This is a genomic window from Shewanella sp. SG41-4, from assembly GCF_014164505.1.
Lineage (GTDB): Bacteria > Pseudomonadota > Gammaproteobacteria > Enterobacterales > Shewanellaceae > Shewanella.
This window is the reverse complement of sequence record NZ_JACJFI010000017.1, coordinates 17171-33255: the sequence shown is the minus strand read 5'-3', so window position 1 is coordinate 33255 and position 16085 is coordinate 17171. Positions and strand designations below refer to the sequence as shown.

The following is a 16085-nucleotide window of genomic DNA, read 5'->3' as shown; positions in this document are numbered from 1 at the left end:
CCAAAAGATGCAGCAGACCCATTTGCACTTCGCCGTGCAGCCATTGGTATTTTGCGCGTTATTGTAGAAAACAAACTGCCACTCGACTTAGTTGAGTTAATTGCTAAAGCACAAGCTTTGCATGCGCCCAATATTACTAACACCAATACCAGTGATGATGTACTTGAATTCCTTCTCGCACGTTTCCGAGCTTGGTACCAAGATAAAGGCATTCAAGTTGATGTTATTTTAGCTGTACTGGCTCGCCGTCCAACAAAACCTGCTGATTTTGACAGTCGTGTTAAAGCTGTATCACATTTCCGTGGCTTAGAAGCTTCTACAGCGCTAGCAGCGGCAAATAAGCGTGTTTCTAATATATTGGCTAAAGTTGAAGGCGAATTACCCGCAACCATCAATTCAGCGCTATTAACAGAACCAGCAGAGAAAGCGTTAGCTGATAAGCTTGTACAGTTACAACCACAGTTAGCTCCACTGTTTGCTGATGGCAATTACCAACAAGCATTAACGCTATTGGCTGACTTACGCGAAAATGTCGATCAGTTCTTTGAAGATGTGATGGTAATGGCAGATGATGAAGCATTGAAAAATAACCGTTTAGCATTATTAACCAATCTTCGTGAGCAGTTTTTGCACGTTGCAGACATTTCGTTACTGCAATAATGTAAATTAGCTGTAGTTGATGATTGAAATAAAGCGCCGAAAGGCGCTTTTTTTATGGAATACCTTTTATGGTTTCAGAATATCAGCCCCGAATTTAGAGAATAAAAGGCTCAAGCAGACCTTACCCGCATCGAAGTCAATTTAAAACTGGATAAGCTTTTGATGTAATTCTATAAAATCTTCTTCACTACACTCAACTTGAGCTAACAACAGCGCTAATACTGGTTGAGGCAATTTGTCGACTTGCAGCAACATTGAACATTCACTAATAATATTGGCTTTCCAAATAAGCAGTGCCATGTCATCTGTAGGTTTAATATTAGTATTGGCCAGTAACGTTAACGGCGTTTCAAAGTGCTGTGGTAGTTGCCAACAACGCGCTAACAGCGCACTTAACGTTAACGACTTTGTCGTCATCACCTGCTTAAATAGTATTGAGTTAGGCTGCTCTTCAGGTTCAGCTTGATAAAAAGCATCCACCAGCATTTTAAAAATCGCAATTTTACCCACGTCATGTAGCAAGCCCACTAAAAAAGCACTGTCTCGTTGTTTGAGGTTCGCTAACTCGCTGGCCAAAAAAGCGACTTGCATAGAATGACGCCAGATCTCAGCACCAAAGCGTCTAAAATAAATAGGTTTTATATCGATTAACTCACGGGCTAAACTCGCGGTAATAAATTGCCTTAATTGTTGCCTGCCCACTTGTACTAACGCTTGTTGAATACTGCTAACATCGGTATCAGCTCGTTTGAAAGCGGGCGAGTTACATAACTTGAGCACTTCAACACACAACAAAGGGTCTTGCTCAATAAGTAGTATTAGCTCTTGGGTTTCAATATTATCGTCGCCAAGTTTTTTATCAAGCTCGAGTATTTTACTGGGAAGCTTTAATACGTTTTCTGCAATCGACTGCGGTGAGCTTAATGCCTGTTCAATATTTTGCATTACACTACGTTCAAGGTTATTGGCAATACCAGTGGTCGTAGTGGATGGAGTTGCAAATAATAAACTGTAAAATAAAGCCGACAGATCTAACTGTGATTCAACCGCTTGATTTTCGGTCACTTCAATTATAGGTACTTGAGCTTGCTGATTAGTTTGTTGACGTTTTTCTGCGGTGGTAATGCCAGTAAATTTGGCTTGTTCATTGCGGTCACGAATATTAAACAATTTTTTAAATAAACTAATAACCACTGTAAATAGCCTTATGAAGTGTTAAGTAGATATTATTGTAACCATAGCACTAAAAACAAAAATGGGTGCCAAAGGCACCCATTTTCACACTAAATTTTATTATACGTCTAAGTTCGCAACATTAAGCGCGTTAGTTTCAATAAACTCACGACGTGGCTCAACTTGGTCGCCCATCAAACATGTGAATAACTGATCAGCAGCAACCGCATCATCAATAGTAACGCGTAACATACGACGAGATTCCGGATCCATTGTAGTTTCCCACAATTGTTCAGGGTTCATTTCACCCAATCCTTTATAACGTTGAATGTATAGACCGCGTTTCGCTTCACTGATAGTCCAATCTAACGCTTCTAAGAAGCTTTCAACTTCTTTAACACGCTCGCCACGTTGCACATAACCACCTTCTTCAATCATACCGTCTAATGCAGCACCAAGCTTAGCGATACGCTGGTAATCAGATGATGTGAAGTATTCATAACCAAATAGATAGTTAGTATCAATACCGTGCTTACGTATTGTCACGCTTGGGGTGTAAACCTTGCGCTCAGGATCAAGCATTACATTAGCTGTAAAAATAATACCGCTACTTTCACGTTCAACTAGATCTGCAATGAAGCCATTACACCATGCGGTCATTTGCGCTTCGTCACTTAACACTGCTGCAGTCACTTCAGGGTGATACAACATACGGTCAAGTAGGTTAGCTGGGAAGCGTTTTTCTAGACGCTTAATTATGCGCTCAACTTCACGATACTGCGCCACTAAACGTTCTAATGGTTCACCAGACATACCTAAAGCACCTGGGCTTGGATAAATATTGGTGCCATCGAGTGCTTGAGTGGTTAAATACTCGGTTAATGCTGGCTCATCTTTCAAATACTGTTCTTGCTTACCTTTTTTCACTTTAAAAAGTGGTGGTTGAGCAATATAAATATAACCACGTTGGATCAATTCTGGCATTTGACGGAAGAAGAAGGTCAACAGCAAGGTACGAATGTGTGAGCCGTCGACGTCAGCATCGGTCATGATGATGATGTTGTGATAACGAGTCTTATCTGGATTATATTCATCGCGGCCAATACCACAACCTAATGCAGTAATCAGGGTTGCCACTTCTTGTGAAGATAACATCTTGTCAAAACGCGCTTTTTCTACGTTTAAGATCTTACCTTTTAGTGGAAGAATAGCTTGATTTTTACGGTTACGTCCCTGCTTAGCAGATCCACCAGCAGAGTCTCCTTCCACTATGTATATTTCAGAAAGACCAGGATCTTTCTCTTGGCAGTCAGCTAACTTACCTGGCAAACCACCTAAATCTAGCGCGCCTTTACGACGAGTCATTTCACGGGCTTTACGCGCCGCTTCACGAGCACGTGCTGCATCAACAATTTTACCCACAATTAATTTAGCATCTGCTGGGTTTTCTAATAGGTAATCGTTTAACTGCTCACCCATTGTTTGTTCAACCGCGCTTTTCACTTCACTAGACACAAGTTTGTCTTTAGTTTGCGAGCTAAACTTTGGATCAGGTACTTTTACTGAAATAACCGCAGTTAAGCCTTCGCGCGCGTCATCACCTGTCGCGTTAGTTTTGCCTTTTTTGTTAAAACCTTCACGTTCCATGTAGTTGTTCAAGTTACGTGTTAAAGCGCCACGGAAACCTGCTAAGTGAGTACCACCATCACGCTGAGGAATATTATTAGTAAAACAGAAAATATTCTCTTGATAACCATCGTTCCACTGCATCGCAACTTCAACGGTGATACCGTCTTCGCGTTCATGAGAAAAATGGAAAACATCTTTGTTAATCGGCGTTTTATTACGGTTTAAGTAATCAACAAAAGCACTAATACCGCCTTCATACTTAAAGAACTCATCTTTACCGTCGCGCTCGTCAACTAAACGAATACCGACACCAGAGTTTAAGAATGATAGTTCACGTACGCGTTTGGCTAAAATTTCAAAATGAAATTCAACATTGGTAAACGTGTCACCACTTGGCCAAAAGCGGAGTTCGGTACCGGTTTTAATCGCATCACCAATTTCTTTGATAGGCGCATCTGGTACACCATGAGTATAAAACTGCTCATAGACTTTACCTGCCCGACGAATGGTTAACTGTAGTTTTTTCGATAACGCATTAACTACCGAAACACCCACACCGTGCAGACCACCAGAGACTTTATAAGAGTTATCATCAAACTTACCGCCAGCATGAAGTACAGTCATAATAACTTCAGCGGCAGAGATACCCTCTTCTTCATGTATCGAAACAGGAATACCACGACCATCGTCTTTTACTGAGACTGAACCATCTGTATGGATGCTAATGGTGATATCACTACAATGGCCTGCTAAAGCTTCATCGATAGAGTTATCGACCACTTCGAATACCATGTGATGAAGACCTGTGCCATCATCAGTATCACCAATGTACATACCAGGTCTCTTACGGACTGCATCAAGGCCTTTTAATACCTTGATACTCGAAGAATCGTAACTATTCTCTGACATATTTATCTCTCGTTGTTATTCAATAACCGTTACCAGCCCTTGTTCCACATGAAACATCCTGTTTGGAGGGCTAGATAACGAATCGACTATTGCTAGCGGATCGATCGCGGTAACAAAAATTTGTGCACCGGTTTCGGTTAACTGCTGTAGCAATAGCTGCCTATGCTGTGCATCCAACTCTGACGGTAAATCGTCGACTAGATAAATACTATTTTTATCTAGTTGTTGTTTGAGCAACTTTCCCTGTGCAATACGCAGTGCACAGACTAATAATTTTAATTGTCCACGGGACAACGCATCCTGCGCTGGCAAATTACCCACACGCAAACGTAAGTCTGCTTTGTGGGGGCCGCTGCCCGTATTTCCAGCGGCTAAATCCCTTGAGTATTGGTTTTCAAGTAATTGGGCAAAATCCGTTTTACTGTCCCATCCTCGAGTAAAAGAAACCTTAATATCAATCTGAGGTAAAAACACTCCGATTATACCCTTTAGTAGCACATTTAACGAGTCTACATATTGATTTCGTATATCGGTAACCTGTTCAGCATACCGCACCAACTCCTTATCCCAAAACTGTATTTGGTTATAGGAAGATTGATTTCTAAGCAATTGGTTTCGTTGCTTTAATACCTTTCTAGTATTCACCCAAGCTTGATAAAAATGTGGATCAGAATGAAATGCCCCCCAATCGATAAATTGACGACGGGCTTTAGGTCCCTCGAACAATAAAGAAAAACTTTCGGGAGTAATAACTTGGATGGGTAATGTTTCGGCCAAGGTTGATAAACGCTTCACTTTCTCGCCATCAATTTTGACTTCGATCTCACCACTTCGATGACGACGTAAGCCAATTTTACAATCTCTATCTGCATCAATTAAATGCGCAAACAAGGTCAGTTTATCATCATCATTGTTGATCACACGTTGGGATAAATGGCTTCTAAACGAACGGCCCATACCCAAAAAATAAATAGCTTCAAGAATGCTGGTTTTGCCACTGCCATTTTGACCGTAAATCAAATTTAAGCCATCACAAGGCTGTAATGAAGCAGAGGTAATATTACGAAATGAACCAATGTTAATGCGTGATAAACTCATGAAGACCTATTGTGATAACCCAATAAAACGCTAGAGACAAAGAAGGTGCTTTGCAGCACCTTTGGTATAGCAATAACACAATAACGCATTACAAGCGCATTGGCATCACCACATACATAGAATCTTCTTCTTTGTGGTTCTCAATCAAGGCACTGGAATTACCATCAATTAAGGTAATTCGCACTTCATCACTGGCTAAGTTATTTAATACATCAAGCAAATAACTAACGTTAAAACCAATTTCTAGATTGTCAGAGTCATATTCAACATCGATGATCTCTTCAGCTTCTTCTTGCTCAGGATTATTGGCCGTAATTTTCAATAAACCTGTTTCAAGCTGAATGCGTACTCCACGGAATTTTTCATTCGATAAGATTGAAGCACGAGTTAACGCTTGTTTTAGTTGATTGCGACTGGCGATAACCACTTTGTTGCCACCCTTAGGTAACACTCGGCGGTAATCAGGGAAGCGACCATCAACAAGCTTACTAGTAAAAACAGCTGAACTGGTAATCGCTCTAATGGCATTATCACCAATAGCAATGGTAATGTCTTGGTCATCACTGTCGAGCAAGCGCGCCATTTCAACCACACCTTTACGAGGTACAATCACTTGTTTTTCGGGTAATGAAACATCTAGCGTACGATGACTTAATGCTAAGCGGTGTCCGTCGGTGGCAATCGCTCGCAATACATTGCCTTCCGTTTCAAATAACAAACCATTGAGGTAATAGCGTACATCTTGGTTAGCCATTGAAAACTGAGTTGAATCAATAATCGACTTCAACACGCCTTGCTTTAAGCTAAATTCGATATCCGCTTGGAATTCTTCAACGTTAGGGTAATCTTCGGCTGGTAATGTTGCCAACGAAAAACGACTGCGACCTGAACGCAATAACCATTTATTATCGAGTTGTTCGACTTTTAATTCGCTTTGCTCTGGTAATGACTTAACAATATCCAATAGTTTTTTAGCAGGAACAGTCGTACGACCGATATCAATGTCACCATGAATAGCGGCTTGGCCCACCAACTCAACTTCTAAATCAGTGCCCGTTAGCTTAATTGATAACTCACTAACTTCAACGAGCAAGTTGGCTAATATAGGTAAATTGTGTCTGCGTTCTACCGCGCCGCACACTAGCTGCAACGGCTTTAATAGGGCATCCCTATCAATTGAAAATTTCATCGTGTCTACATTCCCTGAATTAAGAAGACAAAGTTCTAATCAAGTTAGCATAATCTTCTTTAATATCATGACTCTCTTCGCGCAATTGAGCGATTTTACGACACGCATGTAATACTGTCGTATGGTCACGACCACCAAAAGCATCACCAATTTCCGGTAAACTTTGGTTAGTAAGTTCTTTAGATAGCGCCATCGCCACTTGTCTAGGCCTTGCCACACTGCGAGAACGGCGTTTAGACAGCATATCTGCCATTTTGATTTTGTAATATTCAGCAACAGTCTTCTGAATATTATCTATAGTGACTAATTTTTCTTGCAGTGCCAAGAGATCTCTTAATGCTTCACGCACAAAGTCGATAGTGATTGGACGGCCTGTAAAGTTAGCATTGGCAATCACGCGGTTAAGTGCACCTTCTAATTCACGTACGTTTGAACGTAAGCGCTTGGCAATAAAAAATGCCACTTCATCAGGAAGGTTTATTCCGCTCTCTTGTGCTTTACGCATTAAAATCGCTACGCGGGTTTCTAATTCAGGTGGCTCGATAGCAACCGTTAAACCCCAACCAAAGCGTGATTTTAAGCGATCCTCAACCCCATCGATCTCTTTAGGATAACGGTCTGAGGTTAAAATAATTTGATGATTACCTTCCAACAATGCATTAAAGGTATGAAAAAACTCTTCTTGTGAACGATCTTTATTGGCAAAAAATTGAATATCATCAATAAATAGCGCATCGACACTACGATAATAACGCTTGAATTCTTCGATCGCATTATTTTGCAGCGCTTTAACCATGTCCTGAACAAAACGCTCAGAATGCATATACACCACTTTGGCATTGGGATTATTTTTAATAATGCCATTACCAACTGCGTGTAAAAGGTGAGTTTTACCTAAACCAGTGCCGCCATATAAAAATAACGGATTATAAGCACCACCAGGATTTTCAGAAACTTGCAATGCCGCAGCTTTACCTAACTGATTCGATTTACCTTCAACGAAGTTATCAAACTGGTAAGTAGGATTAATATTGCTGCGATGATTAGGGTTAATAATCGGTTCAGCCTGGGTATTAAAGGAAGTTGTTCCGACTTGGGCTTTCGTTTGGCGATTCACAGGCTTAACCGCTACTGGAGCTGGCGCAACCGGACGAGCAGAAGGACGACTACCAATATCAAAACGTAACTTAGGAGCATTACTGCCCATTTGTTCAGTAAAAAATTGATTAATGATATTGATGTATTTATCGCGTACCCAATCCAGCACAAAACGATTTGGCGCATACAAAACCAATGTATCACCATCCATTTCAGCCTGTAACGGACGGATCCACATACTGAACTGCTGTGCTGATAACTCGTCTTGCAGTCTACCGATACATTGTTGCCAAAGTGAAACCGCCACTTATTTATCCCCAAATATCTTTAATCAAAGGAGGTGTATTCTATAGGGAGATCACAATGATCGCTATCCTTTAAAGCAGAATTATCCCCAGCGGGATCATTCTGTGTATATATATCAGATCAGCGAAGATCAAAATCGATCCATTAATTGCAAATTTCAAGCAAATCCAGCTTTATTAACCGATCCACCTTGATCTATAATAGCGATTCTTTGATCTACTGAAACAATGAAAGATCCACAAGATATAGTGTCTGTACACAGACTTATCCACATCTTCTGGTGCTTAATGCTTGGTAGCTTCAAATAAAGATTGGCAGAAATTTATTATATTAGTACTTTCGTTATTGACGACAGTACTTAAAGTGATTACAATTCGGCCTCTTTTTTGCCCTTACCTCTAATGTTGGAGCTAAGGTAAATTCACTAACAAAGACGGATTGCCATAATGAGTAAACGTACTTTTCAACCTAGCAACCTGAAGCGCAAGCGTTCTCACGGCTTCCGCGCTCGTATGGCTACTGTAGGCGGCCGTAAGGTCCTTGCACGTCGTCGTGCGAAGGGTCGCGCTCGTTTATCTGCGTAAGTAGATAACTAGGTGACTAGCTATACCTTTTCGCGGGAGTTACGTTTGTTAACTCCCGCGCAATTTAAATCTGTATTCTCCAATCCAATCAAAGCATCCTCTGCTGAAATAACTCTGCTCGCAATTCCAAATTCAGAGCAACATCCTCGTTTAGGATTAACTGTGGCCAAACGTTTTGTCAAACGTGCAAACCAACGTAATCGTATTAAACGTGTGATAAGAGATAGTTTTCGTTTACATCAACACGACATCCCAGATATTGATATCGTTGTATTAGTCAGAAATGGCGTGATGGAAATGGAAAATGCAGAACTACACAAATTAATAGAAAAGCTATGGCGCAAACTCAGTCGCCGTTACAATGGCTAGCAACCACGGTTATCCGTGGCTACCAAATTATTATCAGCCCTTTATTGGGACCGCGTTGTCGGTTCAATCCAACTTGTTCTTATTATGCTATAGAAGCAATAAAAACACATGGAACACTGAAAGGTAGTTGGTTTGCAATGAAACGCATATTAAAATGTCACCCTTTACATCCCGGCGGTAGTGATCCCGTCCCCCCTAAAAATGACAGGTGTAATAAATAGGCTATGGAATCTCAACGCAATATATTGCTAATCGGTTTACTGTTTGTCAGCTATTTAATGTGGACACAGTGGCAGACAGATAAAGCACCAAAACCAGTAGCAACTCAAACTGTTACTCAAACTAACGCCGCCTCGCAACACAGTGCTGACGTTCCAGAAGCAGATATCTCTGGTGTACCAGTAGAATTACCTGCAAATAAAAACCTTATTAGCGTTAAAACTGATCAGCTTGATATTAAAATCAGCCCGATTGGTGGTGACATAGTTTATGCCGCATTAGTGGAACATAAACGCGAAATTAACAGTAGTGATCCATTTGTCATTTTAGAGCAAAAGGACAATTTCACTTATATCGCCCAAAGCGGACTTATTGGTCGTGATGGTATTGATAGCAGTGCAAATGGTCGAGCAGCTTATAGTGTGCAAACTAATTCATATTCTTTAGCTGATGGTAAAGACACATTAACTGTGCCATTTACTTATACAGCAGACAACGGTATCACCTACGTAAAAACCTTTACGTTTACCCGTGGTCAATATGATGTCGGAGTAGATTACAGCATTAACAATACTTCAGCTGCACCGTTACAAGTGCAAATGTATGGTCAAATTAAGCAAACGATTAAAGAATCAGAAAGCAGCATGATGATGCCAACTTATCGTGGTGGTGCTTTCTCGGCTCAAGATACTCGTTATGAGAAATATAACTTTGACGATATGGCTGACAAAAACCTTGCAAAAGTAACACTGGGTGGTTGGGCTGCAATGCTACAACATTACTTTGTGTCGGCTTGGGTTCCGCCTGCAACAGATTCAAACACCATTTTCTCAAGTATGAGTGCTGGTGGAATGGCTAATATTGGTTTCCGTGGTGCAGTATATGATATTGCTCCTGGCGCGACTCAAGAAATTAGCTCGCAGTTTTATGTTGGCCCTAAAAACCAAAAAGAGCTTTCAGCTATTTCTGAAACCTTAAACTTGGTTGTTGATTACGGTTTCTTATGGTGGTTAGCCATTCCAATCCATTGGTTATTGATGTTCTATCAATCATTTGTGGGCAATTGGGGTGTAGCGATTATTTTGATCACCCTCACCGTCCGTGGTGGTCTATATCCGCTGACTAAAAAGCAATATACCTCTATGGCCAAAATGCGTAATCTGCAGCCTAAATTGACTGAGATGAAAGAACGCTTTGGTGATGACCGTCAAAAGATGGGTCAAGCGATGATGGAGCTGTATAAGAAAGAAAAAGTAAACCCTATGGGCGGTTGCTTACCTATTCTGTTACAAATGCCAATTTTCATCGCCTTATACTGGGTACTTTTAGAAAGCTATGAATTACGTCACGCGCCATTCATGCTTTGGATTACTGACTTATCGGTTCAAGATCCATACTATGTATTGCCATTGTTAATGGGCTTATCAATGTTCTTGATGCAGAAAATGCAACCGGTAGCACCAACAATGGATCCAATGCAAGTGAAAATGATGCAGTGGATGCCAGTTATCTTTACCGTATTCTTCTTGTGGTTCCCAGCCGGTCTTGTACTTTACTGGTTAGTGGGTAACTTAGTTGCAATCACACAGCAGAAAATTATTTATGCTGGCCTTGAGAAAAATGGCATAAAATAAGCCTAAGCTCAATGTTGTATAACTGATTAAAAAGGCGGCTGATTAGCCGCCTTTTCCTTTATCAATTTTATAGGTAATACCGTGACAACAGACACTATTGTGGCACAAGCCACCGCCCCGGGACGAGGTGGCGTAGGTATCATTCGTATTTCTGGTGGTTTAGCGACTAATGTAGCGACAGCTATTATTGGCCACATCCCAAAAACGCGTTACGCAGAATATTGTGATTTTAACAATGCTGACGGTCAGGTGATTGATCAAGGGATTGCGCTATTTTTTAAAGGACCAAATTCATTTACCGGCGAAGATGTTCTAGAACTGCAAGGCCATGGCGGTCAAATAGTGCTCGACATGCTAATTAAGCGAGTCATGGAAATAGACGGTATTCGTATTGCTAGGCCTGGTGAATTTAGCGAACAAGCCTTTATGAACGATAAACTCGACTTAACTCAAGCTGAAGCGATTGCTGACTTAATTGATGCCACCAGTGAACAAGCAGCAAAAAGTGCGTTGCAATCACTACAAGGTGAATTTTCAAAAGAAGTCCATGAGCTTGTCGACCAAGTCACCAATCTGCGCTTATATGTGGAAGCTGCGATTGATTTCCCCGATGAGGAAGTCGACTTTCTATCAGATGGTAAAATTGCCAACGCGTTATATAAAATCATCGGCAAACTAGACACAGTACAAGCCAGCGCCAAACAAGGTTCAATCATCCGTGAAGGAATGAAAGTTGTAATAGCCGGCCGCCCTAATGCTGGTAAATCAAGCTTACTTAATGCATTAGCCGGTAAAGAGTCGGCCATTGTAACTGAAATTGCCGGCACAACTCGTGACGTATTGCGGGAACATATCCACTTAGACGGTATGCCACTGCACATTATCGATACGGCTGGGTTACGAGACACTCTCGATACGGTTGAACAAATAGGTATCGAACGCGCATGGGCCGAAATAGCCAGTGCCGATAGAGTCTTATTCATGGTCGATGGCACCACAACTGATGCTATTAATCCTCACGAAATTTGGCCCGACTTTATCGACCGCTTACCAGCAAAGCTAGGGGTAACGGTAGTACGAAATAAAGCGGATTTAACCGGTGAGACCTTAGATAACACCGAAGAACAAGGCTACAGTGTTTATCGGATATCAGCCAAAACAGGTTTAGGCGTTGATGAATTAAAGCAGCACCTTAAATCATTAATGGGTTACCAAAGTAACTTAGAAGGTGGTTTTATTGCCCGCCGTCGTCATTTAGAAGCACTCGAACTTGCCGCAAATCACTTACAACTGGGTAAAGAACAGCTTGAAGTGTATTTAGCCGGAGAGTTACTGGCAGAAGAACTGCGCATGACACAAATGGCTTTATCTGAAATCACCGGTAAATTCACCTCAGATGATCTATTGGGCAAGATTTTTGGCTCATTCTGTATTGGTAAATAGGTGTAAATTGATGACACTCGCTAACCAGGTTGTGGTGCTCGATTTTGAAACCACAGGACTATCACCAGATAACGGTGACCGAGCCATAGAAATTGGTGCAGTTAAGTTAGTTAATGGTCAAATAGTCGATACTTTTCAGGAACTGATTAATCCGGGTCGGCGAGTCAATAGCTTTATTGAGCAATACACAGGTATTAGCAACGATATGCTCAAACATGCCCCAGCGTCCAAACAAGTTATGGGGCAGTTTGCCAAGTTTATTGATGGTTTTAATTTGGTGGCACACAATGCCAGCTTTGATAAAAAGTTTCTCGATGCTGAATTTAGTCATAGCAAACTCCATTACACAGGTCAGTTTGCTTGCTCGTTATTATTATCAAGGCGAATAAGCCAAGATGCGCCTAATCATCAACTTGGCACCTTGGTTAATTACCATCAATTACCCAATCAAGGGGTGTTTCACCGCGCTTTAGCCGATGCAACTATGACCAGCCATTTGTGGTTACATCAAATAGAAGTGTTGCAGCAACAACTGCCCAAACAAGCTATTACCATTGATATAATCACTAAAATATCCAGCCTTCCAAAAGCTCAAATAGCGCGTTATTTGCGAACAATGAGCTAGATGCTTGTTAACTTGTATGATTAAAATCAGATCGAGATAAACAGATTATAGTTACAACTCTTGAGATAGCTTATCGACCAGTAATCTCACTTTGGGTGATAAATGGCGATTATGCGGATACAAAGCCCAAATACCTTCTTTAGGTTGTTGAAAAGGTGCCAGTAATACCACTAATTCCCCCTCTGCTATAGCATCATTGACGTAATATCCGGGTAACTGCACTATACCCAAACCACAAATAGCCGCATTTAATAAACTCAAGCCACTGCTACAAGCTAAAGAACCATGCACTTTTATCGTCTTGGGTTTACCTTGTTCAACAAAATGCCAATGCGACTGACTGCCAATTAAACAATTATGCTGGCTTAACTCAGATAACGCATAAGGCGTACCGTATTTAGCGATGTAACTCGGGGCGGCGCAAACATATTGGCTTCGACTCGTAAGTCGCTTTGCCATCATGGTTGAATTAGTTAACCGCCCTAGCCTAATAGCCAAATCATAACCACCGTCCACCAAGTCAAGTTGTTGATTAGTTAGCTCACAAATAACTTCAATGTCTGGATATTGCTGCATAAAATCAATGACTATCGGCATGATAAACTTTTCACCGTAAGTCACTGGCGCAGTAATTCTAATAAGTCCTTGCGGCTTATCTTTTAAGCTTGAAATAGCCCGTTCTGCTTCATCAAGACTGTTTAATACTTGGCGGCAATGCTGATAATAAACCGTACCCTCTTCGGTTAACGATACTTTACGGGTGGTACGATAAAATAATTTGGTGTTTAAACGATTTTCAAGCTGACTGATTTGTCGGCTCACTTGCGCAGTAGAAATACTCAAACGCTTACCTGCCAAGGTAAAACTGTCTGTTTCGGCGACGGCCACAAATTCAAAAATGCCTTCCCACTTCATCATTATTACATTCTCGTAAAAGTCATTTGCTAAATAAGCTAATTATCATTCTATGATAAACAAATACAATAGCTAAATACACTACACTGTAGTCATATCTATTAGCCATGTTGACCATGGTCGTTAATGTTAAGGAAGTCATTTATGTCAGCACAATTTATTAAATCAAAAGCCGCTATTGCTTGGGGACCTGGCCAGCCATTATCGGTAGAAGAAGTCGACGTAATGTACCCAAAAGCGGGAGAAGTAATGGTACGTATTGTGGCATCAGGTGTCTGTCATACCGATGCTTTCACGCTTTCAGGTGACGATCCTGAAGGGGTATTCCCAGCCATTCTTGGGCATGAAGGTGGCGGCATTGTTCATATGATTGGTGAAGGTGTTACTAGCGTACAAGTTGGCGATCATGTTATTCCGTTATACACAGCAGAATGTGGGGTATGTAAGTTCTGTACTTCAGGAAAAACCAACCTTTGCAGTGCAGTTCGTGAAACTCAAGGCAAAGGATTAATGCCAGACGGTACCACGCGTTTCTTTAAAGATGGCCAACCCATTTTTCATTACATGGGTTGCTCAACATTTTCTGAGTACACTGTTTTACCGGAAATTTCATTAGCAAAAGTCAGTAAAGAAGCACCATTAGAAGAAGTGTGTTTATTAGGTTGTGGCGTGACAACCGGCATGGGCGCAGTACTGAAAACAGCTAAAGTTCAAAAAGGCGATACTGTCGCAATTTTTGGTTTAGGCGGTATTGGTCTATCGGCAATTATTGGTGCCACAATGGCTGGCGCCAGTCGAATTATTGGCATTGACCTTAATGAATCTAAATTCGAACTAGCCAAAAAGTTAGGTGCAACCGACTGTATTAATCCTAAAAACTTTGATAAGCCGATTCAAGAAGTGATTGTAGAAATGACCGACGGTGGTGTTGATTTCTCATTTGAATGTATTGGTAACGTCAATGTAATGCGCAGTGCATTAGAGTGTTGTCATAAAGGTTGGGGCGAGTCAGTCATTATTGGTGTAGCCGGTGCCGGACAAGAAATATCAACCCGTCCATTCCAGTTAGTCACTGGTCGTGTATGGCACGGCAGTGCATTTGGTGGCGTAAAAGGACGTAGCGAGTTACCAGGTATTGTTGAACAATACTTAGCAGGCGAATTTAAACTTGACCACTTTATTACTCACACCATGGGTATTGAAGGTATTAACGATGCATTTGATTTAATGCACAAAGGTGAAAGCATTCGCAGCGTGATCCACTTTGCCAAATAACGCTTAATTTATCATGACAGATGCAGTTAAGTGTAAAACGACTTAGCTGCCTTCTGACAAATAAGGACACATAATGACCATTGAAAGTATCAGCAGTACCAAAGCATTTGGTGGTTGGCATAAACAATACAGTCATCAATCAAGTGCGCTTAATTGCACCATGCGGTTTGCTATTTACTTACCACCACAAGCCGAAGGCCAAAAAGTACCAGTTTTATATTGGTTGTCAGGGCTCACCTGTACCGATGAAAACTTTATGCAAAAAGCGGGAGCTCTTCGCATAGCAGCCGAATTAGGCATGGCTATTGTCGCAACCGATACCAGCCCACGAGGAGAAGGTGTCGCGGATGATGCCGACGGCGCTTATGACTTTGGTTTAGGTGCAAGCTTTTATCTTAATGCCACCAAACCACCATTTAATCAGCATTATCAAATGTATGATTACGTCGTCAGCGAACTGCCAGCATTAATTGAAGCTCATTTTCCCGTCACAAACCAACGCAGCATTAGTGGTCATTCAATGGGTGGACACGGGGCTATGACCATCGCATTGAAAAATCCAGATTTATTCAACAGCGTATCGGCATTTAGTCCGATTTGTCATCCAATGGATTGCCCTTGGGGAATAAAAGCCTTCCGTGGCTATTTGGGTGATGATCATCAGCAATGGAAACAATATGACAGTTGCGAGTTAATGGCCAATAGCCAAAAATTTGTGCCCGCGCTGGTGGACCAAGGCAGTAATGACAACTTTTTAGACGAGCAGTTAAAACCACAAGCATTAGTTAATGTGGCTAAAGACAAAGGTTATCCGCTTGAAATGAGAATGCAGCCAGGTTATGACCACAGCTATTATTTTGTCGCAACCTTTATTGAAGATCATCTATATTTTCATGCAAAACATTTGTCATTAAGTTAACTTTTCAGATAATACAGCTGTAATAAGCCCAAATAAACGA

The 16085-nt window shown here is 41.2% G+C and carries 15 protein-coding genes; 9 read left to right on the top strand and 6 right to left on the bottom strand.

Translation table 11 applies throughout. The features are described 5' to 3' along the window. Window positions 1-660: glycine--tRNA ligase subunit beta (locus tag H5202_RS03345; protein WP_182770796.1), on the top strand; the 660-nt coding region annotated here is incomplete at its 5' end. 141 nt (window positions 661-801) lie between these two features. Here H5202_RS03345 and H5202_RS03340 read toward each other — a convergent pair. From H5202_RS03340 to dnaA, 5 genes are all read right to left on the bottom strand, one after another. Then, on the bottom strand, window positions 802-1854 hold the full coding sequence (locus H5202_RS03340) for an HDOD domain-containing protein (RefSeq protein WP_182770795.1): 1053 nt from the start codon (window positions 1852-1854) through the stop codon (window positions 802-804). A gap of 99 nt (window positions 1855-1953) precedes the next feature. After that, complete coding sequence (gyrB, locus tag H5202_RS03335; protein WP_182770794.1) at window positions 1954-4371, bottom strand: DNA topoisomerase (ATP-hydrolyzing) subunit B; 2418 nt, start codon at window positions 4369-4371, stop codon at window positions 1954-1956. A 15-nt stretch (window positions 4372-4386) separates the two neighbouring features. Next, window positions 4387-5469 (bottom strand): DNA replication/repair protein RecF, encoded by a 1083-nt coding sequence (gene recF, locus H5202_RS03330; protein WP_182770793.1) that lies wholly within the window; start codon window positions 5467-5469, stop codon window positions 4387-4389. Window positions 5470-5557: 88 nt separating this feature from the next. Beyond that, window positions 5558-6658: a DNA polymerase III subunit beta gene (gene dnaN, locus H5202_RS03325; protein ID WP_182770792.1), complete on the bottom strand. Its 1101-nt coding sequence runs from the start codon at window positions 6656-6658 to the stop codon at window positions 5558-5560. A gap of 19 nt (window positions 6659-6677) precedes the next feature. Then, the gene (gene dnaA / locus H5202_RS03320) at window positions 6678-8063 is read right to left on the bottom strand and encodes a chromosomal replication initiator protein DnaA (protein WP_124016571.1); all 1386 of its coding nucleotides are present in this window, start codon (window positions 8061-8063) and stop codon (window positions 6678-6680) included. Window positions 8064-8508: 445 nt separating this feature from the next. On the opposite strand from dnaA, the gene rpmH reads away from it, so the two are divergent. The 6 genes from rpmH (at window position 8509) to H5202_RS03290 (ending at window position 12936) form a co-directional block, all read left to right on the top strand. After that, the gene (gene rpmH, locus H5202_RS03315) at window positions 8509-8646 is read left to right on the top strand and encodes a 50S ribosomal protein L34 (RefSeq protein WP_006083827.1); all 138 of its coding nucleotides are present in this window, start codon (window positions 8509-8511) and stop codon (window positions 8644-8646) included. Between the two features lie 12 nt (window positions 8647-8658). Continuing rightward, window positions 8659-9015 (top strand): ribonuclease P protein component, encoded by a 357-nt coding sequence (gene rnpA, locus H5202_RS03310; protein WP_011639470.1) that lies wholly within the window; start codon window positions 8659-8661, stop codon window positions 9013-9015. After that, complete coding sequence (gene yidD, locus H5202_RS03305) at window positions 8982-9236, top strand: membrane protein insertion efficiency factor YidD (RefSeq protein ID WP_182770791.1); 255 nt, start codon at window positions 8982-8984, stop codon at window positions 9234-9236. The genes rnpA and yidD overlap by 34 nt, the downstream gene beginning before the upstream one ends. A gap of 3 nt (window positions 9237-9239) precedes the next feature. Beyond that, entirely contained in the window at window positions 9240-10868 is a 1629-nt protein-coding gene (gene yidC / locus H5202_RS03300) for a membrane protein insertase YidC (RefSeq protein WP_182770790.1), read from the top strand. 81 nt (window positions 10869-10949) lie between these two features. After that, the gene (gene mnmE / locus H5202_RS03295; RefSeq protein WP_182770789.1) at window positions 10950-12311 is read left to right on the top strand and encodes a tRNA uridine-5-carboxymethylaminomethyl(34) synthesis GTPase MnmE; all 1362 of its coding nucleotides are present in this window, start codon (window positions 10950-10952) and stop codon (window positions 12309-12311) included. 10 nt (window positions 12312-12321) lie between these two features. After that, window positions 12322-12936: a 3'-5' exonuclease gene (locus H5202_RS03290; RefSeq protein WP_182770788.1), complete on the top strand. Its 615-nt coding sequence runs from the start codon at window positions 12322-12324 to the stop codon at window positions 12934-12936. 51 nt (window positions 12937-12987) lie between these two features. Here H5202_RS03290 and H5202_RS03285 read toward each other — a convergent pair whose 3' ends face one another. Continuing rightward, entirely contained in the window at window positions 12988-13854 is an 867-nt protein-coding gene (locus tag H5202_RS03285) for a LysR substrate-binding domain-containing protein (protein WP_182770787.1), read from the bottom strand. A gap of 141 nt (window positions 13855-13995) precedes the next feature. Here H5202_RS03285 and H5202_RS03280 point away from each other — a divergent pair, with 141 nt between their 5' ends. Both H5202_RS03280 and fghA read left to right on the top strand, forming a co-directional pair. Further along, window positions 13996-15126, top strand: a complete 1131-nt coding sequence (locus H5202_RS03280; RefSeq protein ID WP_182770786.1) for an S-(hydroxymethyl)glutathione dehydrogenase/class III alcohol dehydrogenase — start codon at window positions 13996-13998, stop codon at window positions 15124-15126. Window positions 15127-15199: 73 nt separating this feature from the next. Beyond that, complete coding sequence (fghA, locus tag H5202_RS03275; protein ID WP_182770785.1) at window positions 15200-16045, top strand: S-formylglutathione hydrolase; 846 nt, start codon at window positions 15200-15202, stop codon at window positions 16043-16045. Window positions 16046-16085 lie beyond the last annotated feature (40 nt).

Bases quoted from the DNA above. Each gene is read 5' to 3' on its own strand.
- gyrB (WP_182770794.1), bottom strand. From the start codon at position 4,371: ATGTCAGAGAATAGTTACGATTCTTCGAGTATCAAGGTATTAAAAGGC.
- recF (WP_182770793.1), bottom strand. From the start codon at position 5,469: ATGAGTTTATCACGCATTAACATTGGTTCATTTCGTAATATTACCTCT.
- dnaN (WP_182770792.1), bottom strand. From the start codon at position 6,658: ATGAAATTTTCAATTGATAGGGATGCCCTATTAAAGCCGTTGCAGCTA.
- rpmH (WP_006083827.1), top strand. From the start codon at position 8,509: ATGAGTAAACGTACTTTTCAACCTAGCAACCTGAAGCGCAAGCGTTCT.
- yidD (WP_182770791.1), top strand. From the start codon at position 8,982: ATGGCGCAAACTCAGTCGCCGTTACAATGGCTAGCAACCACGGTTATC.
- yidC (WP_182770790.1), top strand. From the start codon at position 9,240: ATGGAATCTCAACGCAATATATTGCTAATCGGTTTACTGTTTGTCAGC.
- H5202_RS03290 (WP_182770788.1), top strand. From the start codon at position 12,322: ATGACACTCGCTAACCAGGTTGTGGTGCTCGATTTTGAAACCACAGGA.
- H5202_RS03285 (WP_182770787.1), bottom strand. From the start codon at position 13,854: ATGATGAAGTGGGAAGGCATTTTTGAATTTGTGGCCGTCGCCGAAACA.
- H5202_RS03280 (WP_182770786.1), top strand. From the start codon at position 13,996: ATGTCAGCACAATTTATTAAATCAAAAGCCGCTATTGCTTGGGGACCT.
- fghA (WP_182770785.1), top strand. From the start codon at position 15,200: ATGACCATTGAAAGTATCAGCAGTACCAAAGCATTTGGTGGTTGGCAT.